The sequence below is a fragment of the Sulfitobacter sp. genome, assembly GCF_041552635.1.
Taxonomy (GTDB): Bacteria; Pseudomonadota; Alphaproteobacteria; order Rhodobacterales; family Rhodobacteraceae; genus Sulfitobacter.
Genome location: NZ_JBFEKM010000154.1, coordinates 1 through 10,087, shown reverse-complemented (window position 1 = coordinate 10,087; position 10,087 = coordinate 1). Strand labels below are relative to the sequence as shown.

The window sequence follows — 10,087 nt, the reverse complement described above, 5'->3', positions numbered from 1 at the left end:
AGGCATCTCCGGGTGATTTTTTGCTGATGCAGAACGAAACTTTGGGTCAGGAATTCGCTGCCCCCACCGCCAAGACATTGGGGATGCGTGTCGCCTATGCCGCCGCCCCGTTCGAAGCGGAGGTTGTTGCAGATATAATGGACCACGTTGATTTGCTGGTTTTGAACGAAGGTGAAGCTGCAGAACTGGTCAAGGCGCTTGACCAACCTTTGGACTGCCTGCCGATTGATGATATTATCGTCACGCTTGGGGCGAATGGGTGTAAATGGATCTCTAACAAGGCGAAAACCACCAAAGATTTCCCTGCCTATCCCGTCAAAGCCATTGATACCACGGGCGCTGGGGACACGTTTACCGGCTATCTGGTCGCTGCGTTAGATCGTCGGTTGGCGATGGAAGACGCGATCACCCTTGCGATGCAAGCCGCCGCTTTGATGGTGACACGGCAAGGCACGGCTGATGTGATCCCGGATCTAAAAGACATCCAGGATCACAATTTCGACTGAGAGTCTTAGCTGGCAAACGGTGCCGCGCTGCCCCAAAGTTGTTTCACACGCTGATCGCGACCACATCCTTTGCGATAGCGCTTATAGGCAACGGATTTCTTGACCGCCAATCCGACGCTGGAAAATGCCAGCCTTTCATCGCTTTTGTAGTAATCCTGATGGTAGTCTTCTGCCGGATAAAACGCGGTTTTGCCTAATACAGGGGTCACAACCGGTTTGCCCAATGCGGCTTGCGCTTCGGATTTGGCTTTCTCTGCGGCAGCTTGTTGCGCTGGGCCGTCCGCGAAAATCGCTGAACGGTAGGAATCGCCGCGATCGCAGAATTGTCCGCCTGCATCTGTCGGATCAATGGATCGAAAGAACATCGCCAATAGCTGATCGGCGCTGACCACGTCCGGATCGAACTGGATTTGTACGACTTCGTAATGTCCGGTCCCGCCAGCAACGACCTGTTTATAGGTTGGGTTTTTAACCGTGCCGCCTGCAAAACCGGATACGGCTTCTTGGACACCTTTGACGCCTTCGAAATCGGATTCGACGCACCAAAAGCATCCACCGGCAACCAAAAGCGTCTCTGTTCCGGCTGCTTTTGCTGTTGTTGCCTGTGCAATCAGGCCAAACCCAATCGCTGTCGCCAAGGCTATTACCTTGATATTTTTCCCGATGCTCATGAAAACTCTCCTCTTTGCATCAACGGTGACGGGGATCAGCGCAGGGCGCAATACACAGCTTGGCAATGTCACGGGCTAGTGATTTCAATTTCAGCCTTGGCGCGGCCCGCCGAACTTCTTAGCGTCGGTCCGAAAAGGGGACCCAAGATGCAAGATCACGTAACCACCCACCAAGCGGAAGAAGACGCGCGCAACGACGAAATCCTGATTTATCTGAACGGTCAGATCGTTCCCAAAGCGCAGGCGATGGTCAGTGTGTATGACAGTGGCTTTATGCTGGGTGACGGCATTTGGGAGGGGCTGCGCCTTTATGACGGGTGCTGGGCCTTTATGAATGAACACTTTGATCGCCTGTTCGAGGCAGCGAAAGCGATTGATTTGGATATCGGAATGACCCGCGAAACGTTGATTTCTGCATTGTTAGAGACGCAAAAGGCCAACAACATGACCACCGACGCGCACGCGCGGCTGATGATCACCCGTGGTGTCAAAACGCGCCCCTTCCAGCATCCGTCGCTGTCGCGATCCGGCCCGACCATCACGATCATTATGGAGCATTCGCGCCCCAGCATCCCGCGCCCGATCCGGCTGGCGACGGTGCCGCATTTGCGCGGCCTGCCGATGACGCAAGACCCCAAGCTGAACAGTCATTCCAAGCTAAACTGCATTCTTGCCTGCATCGCTGCGGAAAAGGCCGGCGCGGACGAGGCCTTGATGCTGGATATCAATGGTTTCGTAAATACGACCAACGCCTGTAACTTTTTCATCGTTCGCAAGGGGGCGGTTTGGACCAGCACGGGGGATTACTGCATGAATGGGATCACGCGCCAAAAGGTGATTGATCTGTGCCGCGCCAATAACATTCCGGTGTTTGAACGCAACTTCTCGCTTGTTGATACATATGGCGCAGACGAGGCGTTTTTGACCGGCACCTTTGGGGCGCAAACACCTGTTGCGTCCATTGACGGGCGGCAAATCGGGACCGGGGACATGGGGCCTGTAACCCAGCGGTTGCGCGATTTGTACAAGGATTTGATCAAGCAGGAGTGCGCCTGATGCGGATTGCGATGTGGTCTGGCCCGCGAAATCTAAGCACAGCGATGATGTACAGCTTTGGTAACCGCGCTGATTTTTCGGTGATGGATGAACCATTTTATGCGGCCTATCTGGCCGCCACCGGTGATCACCATCCCATGGGCGTTGAAATTATGGGAGCGCATGAAACAGACCCTAACAAGGTATCTTTGACTTGCCAGCGTCCGGGAACGCCGCATCTGTACATGAAACATATGCCCCATCATATGGTGGGCGGATTTCCGATGGACTGGGCTAAAGATTGCGTAAACATCCATCTTATCCGCCATCCTGCGCGGGTGATTGCCAGCTATACCGCTAAACGCGAGGCGCCAACCTTCGAGGATCTCGGTTTTGGTCAGCAAACGGCGCTATATGATAAAATTGGCGGCTTGGTCATTGATAGCGCCGATATTCGCGCCGATCCCGAGGGGATGTTGCGCAAATTGTGCGAGGCGATTGATCTGCCGTTTGATCCAGAAATGCTGAGTTGGCCCGCAGGCGCGCGGCCAGAAGATGGGATTTGGGCGTCACATTGGTATGGGGCCGTTCACAAAAGCACGGGCTTTGCCGGGGCGGAAGGGCCACTGCCCAAGCTGTCAGAAGCAGATCAACCGCTATTGAGACAGGCTTTTCCACATTATAAAATACTTTATAATCAAAGGATTATATAGAAGGAAAAATATTTACAGAACTTTTTGAAACTTGCTGCTCTGGTGTTTCGTGGCTTCATCACAACATTTAAAGGAGTTCAAGAATGAAACTGTTCACAACAACTGCCCTTGCCCTGACAATTGCTGCTGGCACTGCTTTTGCTGCCGCGCATTCGACAGATATGGTCGAGGCGATGGATCAAGACGTATCCAACGGCGTCGTAAGCGCTGACAAAGTGATGGCCAGCGTAAACGGCTGGATGGTCGTTCACCGCACGGACGCTGAAATGAAGCCCGGCCCCGTGGTCGGTTATGCGCCCCTGCGTGCTGGTGAAAACATCGACGTTGCCGCAATCCTTCAGGAAGAAGTCAAATCCGGCGAAATGCTGATGCTGATGGTTCACGCCGAAGAAGGCGGCATGAAAATGGGTGGCTTTGAATACACCCTTGGTGCCAAAGAAGACGGCCCAATCAAGCCCGATGGCAAATTGGTGATGGCGGTTATCACAGCTAAGTAAGCTTCGATGAACCAACAGAGAAGGCCCGGACAGAATATCCCCCTGTCCGGGCCTTTTTCGTCTCTAACGCTTAGCTTTTCAGGCGCTTGTCGCGCGCGGCCAGCAGTTTCAAACGCAGAGCGTTCAACTGGATAAAGCCAGCGGCGTCTTTTTGATCATAGGCACCGGCATCGTCTTCGAACGTCACATGCGCTTCGGAATACAGCGAATGGTCGGACCAACGGCCCACCGTGCGCGCGTGACCTTTGTACAATTTCAGACGCACAGTGCCGGTCACATGAGTTTGCGACGCGTCAATCGCGGCTTGCAGCATGGTGCGTTCGGGGCTGAACCAGAAGCCGTTATAGATCAGTTCCGCATAGCGCGGCATCAGCTCGTCTTTCAGATGCATCGCGCCACGGTCCAAAGTGATCGATTCGATCCCGCGGTGGGCCTCGAGCAGCAAGGTGCCGCCGGGGGTTTCATAGATACCGCGTGACTTCATGCCGACAAAGCGGCCTTCGACCAGATCAAGACGGCCACAACCATGTTTGCCGCCAAGTTCGTTCAGCTTGGTTAGGATCGTGGCGGGGGACATCGCTTCGCCATTGATGCTTACGGCGTCGCCGCGTTCGAACCCGATCTCGACATACTCTGGCGTGTCAGGCGCATCTTCGGGCGCAACGGTGCGCTGATACACATATTCGGGCGCGTCAATTGCGGGGTCTTCCAGCACTTTGCCTTCCGAAGACGTGTGCAGCAGGTTTGCATCAACGCTGAAGGGTGCTTCGCCACGTTTGTCTTTGGCGACTGGGATTTGGTTCTTCTCGGCGAACTCAAGCAGCTTGGTGCGGCTGGTCAAATCCCATTCACGCCAAGGCGCGATAACCTTGATGTCAGGGTTCAGCGCATAAGCGGCCAGTTCAAAGCGGACCTGATCGTTGCCCTTGCCGGTCGCCCCGTGCGCAACAGCATCAGCACCGGTTTCAGCGGCAATTTCGACCAGACGTTTGGAAATAAGCGGCCGCGCGATGGATGTGCCCAGCAGATACAACCCTTCGTACAGCGCGTTGGCACGGAACATCGGGAATACGAAATCGCGCACGAATTCTTCGCGGACGTCTTCGATGTAAATCTCGGAGGCACCCATCATTTCGGCTTTGGCGCGGGCTGGTTCCAGCTCCTCGCCCTGGCCTAAATCGGCGGTAAAGGTCACGACCTCGCAGCCGTATTCGGTTTGCAGCCATTTCAGGATGATCGACGTATCAAGCCCACCGGAATAGGCGAGCACAACTTTTTTGGGCGCGGACATGATATTTCCTTTGCGGTTTGCATCGCGAGGTATCGGGTTTTGCGGGCGTGAGCAAGATTGAAGGCTGCGTTGACCGCACGCAGCGGGGGTCGTATCGACAGTTATTCAACGCAAAGGCCGATGAAATGACAGATATGTTCAAAACCGCAGCGCAAAACGCGACCAAAGCGATGCGTGAGGTGTTCAGCGCAACACCGTTGATGCGCAACGATCACCTGTCAGAAAAATATGGGGCTGATATTTGGCTCAAGCGCGAAGACCTAAGCCCAGTGCGGTCGTACAAGCTGCGCGGTGCCTTTAATGCGATGCGCAAAGTGATCCCGGAGAAAACGGTCTTTGTCTGTGCCAGCGCGGGCAACCATGCGCAGGGTGTCGCGTTTATGTGCAGTCATTTTGGGGTGAAGGGTGTGATTTTCATGCCAGTCACCACCCCGCAGCAAAAGATTCAAAAGACCAAGATGTTCGGCGGGGCGCAGGTCGAAGTTCGGCTGGTTGGCGACTATTTCGATAAGACTTTGACCGCCGCGCAGGAATTTTGCACCACTGAGGGCGCACATTTCCTGTCGCCTTTTGATGATGATGACGTGATTGAAGGTCAGGCATCCGTCGCGGTCGAGATTGAAGAGCAATTGGGCCGTGTGCCCGACCATATCATCCTGCCCGTTGGTGGGGGTGGGCTGTCCTCCGGGATTTACAGCTATTTCGGGAAATCTTGCGATTATACCTTTGTCGAACCCAAAGGCGCGCCAAGTTTGGCCGGTGCATTGGCCAAGGGTATGCCGGTCGATGTTTCGCCTATCAATAGTTTTGTGGACGGTGCTGCAGTTGCCAAGATCGGGCAGCGAAATTTTGAATGCCTCAAGGACGTTGACCCGAAAGACGTGATTGATCTGGCCGAAGATCGCATTTGCGTGACAATTATCGAGATGTTGAACGTCGAAGGTATCGTTCTGGAGCCCGCCGGTGCCTTGTCGATCGAAGCGCTAGGCGAGGTGGCGGACCAGATAAAAGGCAAGACCGTGGTATGTGTCGCGTCGGGCGGAAACTTTGATTTTGAACGCCTGCCCGAGGTCAAAGAACGCGCACAGCGCTATTCGGGTGTGAAAAAGTATTTCATTCTGCGCATGCCGCAACGTCCCGGTGCATTGAAAGAATTCTTGAACATCCTTGGCCCCGACGACGATATTTGCCGGTTCGAATACCTCAAGAAATCTGCCCGCAACTTCGGGTCTGTTCTGATCGGTATCGAAACCCGTAGCCCGGACAGTTTTGCGCCGTTCCTGTCGCAGTTGAACGAAGCAGGCTTCACTTATACCGACATCACAAATGACGAAACTTTGGCGCAGTTTGTGCTGTGATGCCTAGGCATTCAGCGCATTTGGCAATTCCGCCATAAATACCTCTTTTGAGGTTTCATAGGTGGCAAGGATACCTTGCACATCCACATCCGCAGCGGCCCCCTTGGAAGACGCGCTTTCGCCAATCTGGCACTGGCCCGAAAACTCGGAAAACCCAAGGTTCAGCGCGCTGCCTTTCAAAAAATGCAGATCATCGGCGAGGGTGTTCGGATCCGGTTCACTTCGTAAGCGGTCGATGACCTGCTCAACTTCCTCGATGAAAATTTCGATAATTTCATCAAAGCATTCTCTGCCAATCTCGTCGCGTAGAGTGTTTACCTGTGTCCAGTCAATCATTGCCATCGAGCGATCTCCCTTTTGCGTGATTTGTATAAGGCAATCCCCTTAACCGGGCGTGGGCACGCTGCGGTTTTTTGATCAATTTTTAGATTTCATCGGGTGTTAAACAGAACACCGATAAGTCAGGCTATTGAATCATTGAATTGCCCCAGCCTATGCCATTAACAAATAAAAACTTTGATCACCCTCACCGCACTGGTGCGATGCAACTGGTGTTGGTTGTCGACGACAGCAAACTTCAACGCCGCATTCTTAGTGCGTCCCTAAAGCGGTGGGGATTCGAAGTTGTCGAAGCGGCATCTGGGGATGAGGCGCTTGAGCAATGCAAGATCCGCCTGCCCGATCTTGTCCTTAGTGATTGGGTAATGCCGGGGATGAACGGCCTGCAGTTTTGCCGTGCATTTCGCGAGTTATCCAATTTTCAGTACGGGTATTTCATCCTGCTGACCTCAAAAAGTGAAAAGGCCGAGGTGGCGAAGGGGCTGGATAACGGTGCAGATGACTTTCTTAGCAAACCCGTGGATGTCGATGAATTGCGCGCCCGTATCGCGGCCGGCGAACGCATTCTGGATATGCAGCGGGAACTGACAGAAAAAAACCGCATCATCACTGATACATTGGACGAATTGCAGCGGGTCTATGATTCGCTGGACAAAGATCTGCTTGAGGCAAAGAAACTCCAGCAGTCGCTGGTCCGTGAGCGGACGCGCGAATTCGACACCGGAAAACTATCGTTGATGTTACGGTCTAGCGGGCATGTGGGTGGCGATCTGGTCGGGTTTTTCCCGGTTGGGGATGACAAGTTGGGGCTTTACGGGATCGACGTATCCGGCCACGGGATCAGCTCTGCTTTGATGACTGCCCGTTTGGCTGGCTATTTGTCGGCTGCCGCGCCTGATCAAAACGTGGCCCTAACACGCCAGCCTGACGGCAGTTTTGCCATGCGCGCCCCGGAAAAGGTTATTTCAGAGCTTAATAACCTTGTTCTGAACGAAATGGAGACCGAGCATTATTTTACCCTGCTGCTGGCCGAGGTTGATCTAAAGACCGGCCATGTCGTGATGTCCCAGGCTGGCCACCCGCATCCGGTGGTTCAACGGCAGGACGGGCGGATTGAACAGGGCGGGCTTGGGGGGTTTCCCGTGGGGCTGCTGGCGGGCATTGAATATGAGCAATTCACAATTCAACTGTCGCCGGGGGACCGTCTGTTTATTCTGTCGGACGGGGTCACCGAATGCCCTGACCCCGACGGGAAGATGCTTGAGGAAGAAGGGCTTACTGAAATATTGCACGGTCTGCGCGACATAACCGGCCCCCCCTTGCTTGAGGCGATCCTTTGGCAACTTACGGAATTTGCCGGTGATGCTGATTTCCCGGATGATGTTTCAGGGATATTGTTTGAATTCGCGGGCCCTCGGTGATGATGACCTAGAATATGTATTTCTCAAAGAACATCCGATCGCCATCGTTGCCTAATGCCGCCAATGCTTCGGTTGCAGATAAAACAACCGTTACATGATCGGGTTCGACCGGCTCTGTGATTTGGCGCGCAGGGTGGGCAACATAGATGTGGCACAGTTTTTCGGCCCACAGGTCATATTCCGGCATATAAACGAAACGCCTGAATGCGCCCAAGCGACGGGGATAGGCGATGGTCCAACCGATTTCCTCGATCACTTCGCGGTACAGCGCGCGCAAGGGTGATTCGCCCGGATCAATCCCACCACCCGGCAGCTGCACATCAACCTTTTCGCCGATCTGGGCGGTCATCAAAAACCGCCCCTTGAGCGGCAAAATAGCATAGGCACCGGGGCGCAATGTATAGCTTTTACCCGGCAGCGGCGGCTCTCCAAATCTTTGCATCATGCGACACCCCCTTTTCGCGCGGCTTGTGGCTCTTATATAGACACGGTATGGCAAGCGCCCGCCGCTAAGGAAAGACTTATGACCCAAGGAAATAAAATCGCGTGGGACGACACCGTTCTGCCCTTTCAACTTGATGCTTCCGATATTCGGGGCCGCGTGGCGCGTCTGGATGGCGTGCTCGAAGGGATTTTGCGTCAGCATGACTATCCCGAAAAAGTCGAAGCACTGGTCGCCGAGATGGCGTTGCTGGCGGCCCTGATCGGTCAATCAATCAAGCTGCGTTGGAAGCTACAGTTGCAGGTGCAGTCGAATGGTCCGGTGCGGATGATTGCGACCGATTACTATGGCCCAAGCGAAGACGGCGAACCTGCGCGTATTCGCGCTTATGCCAGCTATGACGCGGACCGTATCACCGATGCGCCTGTTTTTGATCAGGTCGGCGAAGGTTATTTCGCAATTATGATCGACCAAGGGCAGGGCATGACCCCGTACAAGGGCATCACGCCTTTGGCGGGCGGGTCGTTGTCGTCTTGTGCCGAGGCCTATTTTGCACAGTCCGAACAGTTGCCAACGCGGTTCCAGCTTAGCTTTGGGAAATCCTCAACGCCGGACGAGTCAGAGCATTGGCGCGCAGGCGGCGTGATGTTGCAGCACATGCCAAAAGCATCGCCTTTTGCAGCGAAAACCGAAGGCAGCGGCGATATTTTGCGCCCCGAAGATTTGGTTGACGGCGAAGAAGGCGAAAACTGGCTTCGGGCAAATGTCTTGCTCGACACGGTTGATCCGCTTGAATTGATCGGGCCGTCACTGCCGCCCACAGACCTGCTGTTGCGCCTGTTTCACGAGGAAACGCCACGCGTTTTCGAAACCCAGCCGGTTCGGTTCGGGTGTACTTGTTCTGAAGATCGCGTGCGGCAAAGCCTGTCGATTTATTCGGCCAAAGACATTGAAAAGATGACCACAGAAGAAGGTCGGGTGACGGCAGACTGTCAATTCTGTAGCGCGCATTACGACCTTGATCCCAAATCTGTCGGATTTCAGGCCGAAGCCACAAGTGGTGAGTGATCAAATACAAAGCTTTCGGACGGCGCTGGCAATGACTGGCGTTGCGTCGTCCGATTTTGATTTGAACAAGGATGTCATGCTGCCTGCTGATCGCAAGTTGCGGCCCGCCGGCGTGCTTGCCCCTATCATTGAAAAAAACGGTCGGCTTGAGTTGATACTGACCAAGCGATCTTCATCCCTCAAACACCATCCGGGTCAAATTGCCTTTCCGGGCGGCAAACAGGACGACACCGATGCAGATGTGATTGCCGCAGCGCTGCGCGAGGCTCGTGAAGAAATCGGATTACCAACCGAGCTGGTTGATGTTTTGGGCACCCTGCCGGCCCATGAGACGGTGACCAATTTCCACGTCACCCCTGTTATTGCCCTTGTTAGAGAAGATTTTCAGATCATCGCAGAACCGGGAGAGGTCGAAGAAGTCTTTACCGTTCCCCTGTCGCATGTGTTGAATGCTGACAATTATCTGGTGCAATCGCGTCGTTGGCGCGGAAATTTACGCCATTATTACATTGTTCCTTACGGCCCCTATTACATTTGGGGTGCAACCGCGCGTATGTTGCGGGCATGGACCGAACGTATGATCTGACCCTCCCGACCGATACAAGATGGCTTGCCGACGCAGATGCGCAGGCCGTGTGTGACGCCGTGCATGCTGGCGGGCACGCCATTTATTTTGTAGGCGGATGTGTTCGAAATGCACTGTTGGGCTTGCCCGATAGCGATGTGGACATGTCCACCGATGCATT

12 protein-coding genes and 1 pseudogene are annotated in these 10,087 nt (G+C 54.2%); 9 read left to right on the top strand and 4 right to left on the bottom strand.

The annotated features are described in order from the left end of the window. Positions 1 to 506 (top strand): PfkB family carbohydrate kinase (locus ABYT07_RS16135; RefSeq protein ID WP_372993057.1); only part of this gene is annotated, 506 nt, incomplete at its 5' end. 5 nt (positions 507 to 511) lie between these two features. On the opposite strand, the gene msrA is transcribed toward ABYT07_RS16135, so the two are convergent. Beyond that, on the bottom strand, positions 512 to 1,177 hold the full coding sequence (msrA, locus tag ABYT07_RS16130) for a peptide-methionine (S)-S-oxide reductase MsrA (RefSeq protein WP_372993056.1): 666 nt from the start codon (positions 1,175 to 1,177) through the stop codon (positions 512 to 514). 147 nt (positions 1,178 to 1,324) lie between these two features. Here msrA and ABYT07_RS16125 point away from each other — a divergent pair, with 147 nt between their 5' ends. The 3 genes from ABYT07_RS16125 (at position 1,325) to ABYT07_RS16115 (ending at position 3,422) form a co-directional block, all read left to right on the top strand. Further along, on the top strand, positions 1,325 to 2,233 hold the full coding sequence (locus ABYT07_RS16125) for a D-amino acid aminotransferase (protein ID WP_372993055.1): 909 nt from the start codon (positions 1,325 to 1,327) through the stop codon (positions 2,231 to 2,233). Next, positions 2,233 to 2,925, top strand: coding sequence for an HAD family hydrolase (locus ABYT07_RS16120; protein ID WP_372993054.1), 693 nt, complete (start codon positions 2,233 to 2,235; stop codon positions 2,923 to 2,925). The genes ABYT07_RS16125 and ABYT07_RS16120 overlap by 1 nt, the downstream gene beginning before the upstream one ends. Positions 2,926 to 3,008: 83 nt before the next feature. Next, positions 3,009 to 3,422 carry a hypothetical protein gene (locus tag ABYT07_RS16115; protein ID WP_372993053.1) on the top strand — a complete coding sequence of 138 codons (414 nt, stop codon included), beginning with the start codon at positions 3,009 to 3,011 and terminating at the stop codon, positions 3,420 to 3,422. Positions 3,423 to 3,492: 70 nt separating this feature from the next. On the opposite strand, the gene ABYT07_RS16110 is transcribed toward ABYT07_RS16115, so the two are convergent. Next, positions 3,493 to 4,713 carry an argininosuccinate synthase gene (locus ABYT07_RS16110; protein WP_176250297.1) on the bottom strand — a complete coding sequence of 407 codons (1,221 nt, stop codon included), beginning with the start codon at positions 4,711 to 4,713 and terminating at the stop codon, positions 3,493 to 3,495. 125 nt (positions 4,714 to 4,838) lie between these two features. Between ABYT07_RS16110 and ilvA the strand changes: the two genes are divergently transcribed. Next, a complete protein-coding gene (ilvA, locus tag ABYT07_RS16105) occupies positions 4,839 to 6,071 on the top strand; it encodes a threonine ammonia-lyase IlvA (protein WP_372993052.1) in 1,233 nt (410 codons plus the stop codon). Positions 6,072 to 6,074: 3 nt separating this feature from the next. On the opposite strand, the gene ABYT07_RS16100 is transcribed toward ilvA, so the two are convergent. After that, positions 6,075 to 6,407, bottom strand: a complete 333-nt coding sequence (locus ABYT07_RS16100) for an Hpt domain-containing protein (protein WP_372993059.1) — start codon at positions 6,405 to 6,407, stop codon at positions 6,075 to 6,077. A 158-nt stretch (positions 6,408 to 6,565) separates the two neighbouring features. Between ABYT07_RS16100 and ABYT07_RS16095 the strand changes: the two genes are divergently transcribed. Beyond that, positions 6,566 to 7,831, top strand: a complete 1,266-nt coding sequence (locus ABYT07_RS16095; protein ID WP_372993051.1) for a PP2C family protein-serine/threonine phosphatase — start codon at positions 6,566 to 6,568, stop codon at positions 7,829 to 7,831. 7 nt (positions 7,832 to 7,838) lie between these two features. Here the strand turns inward: ABYT07_RS16095 and ABYT07_RS16090 are convergent, their stop codons facing one another. After that, complete coding sequence (locus tag ABYT07_RS16090) at positions 7,839 to 8,276, bottom strand: NUDIX domain-containing protein (protein WP_372993050.1); 438 nt, start codon at positions 8,274 to 8,276, stop codon at positions 7,839 to 7,841. A gap of 78 nt (positions 8,277 to 8,354) precedes the next feature. Between ABYT07_RS16090 and ABYT07_RS16085 the strand changes: the two genes are divergently transcribed. From ABYT07_RS16085 to ABYT07_RS16075, 3 genes and pseudogenes are all read left to right on the top strand, one after another. Further along, entirely contained in the window at positions 8,355 to 9,341 is a 987-nt protein-coding gene (locus ABYT07_RS16085) for an Hsp33 family molecular chaperone HslO (protein WP_372993049.1), read from the top strand. A 31-nt stretch (positions 9,342 to 9,372) separates the two neighbouring features. Further along, on the top strand, positions 9,373 to 9,927 hold the full coding sequence (locus ABYT07_RS16080) for a CoA pyrophosphatase (RefSeq protein WP_372993058.1): 555 nt from the start codon (positions 9,373 to 9,375) through the stop codon (positions 9,925 to 9,927). Beyond that, positions 9,906 to 10,087 (top strand): annotated as a pseudogene (locus ABYT07_RS16075) (CCA tRNA nucleotidyltransferase); the annotation flags it as partial. The gene ABYT07_RS16080 and the pseudogene ABYT07_RS16075, both read left to right, overlap by 22 nt.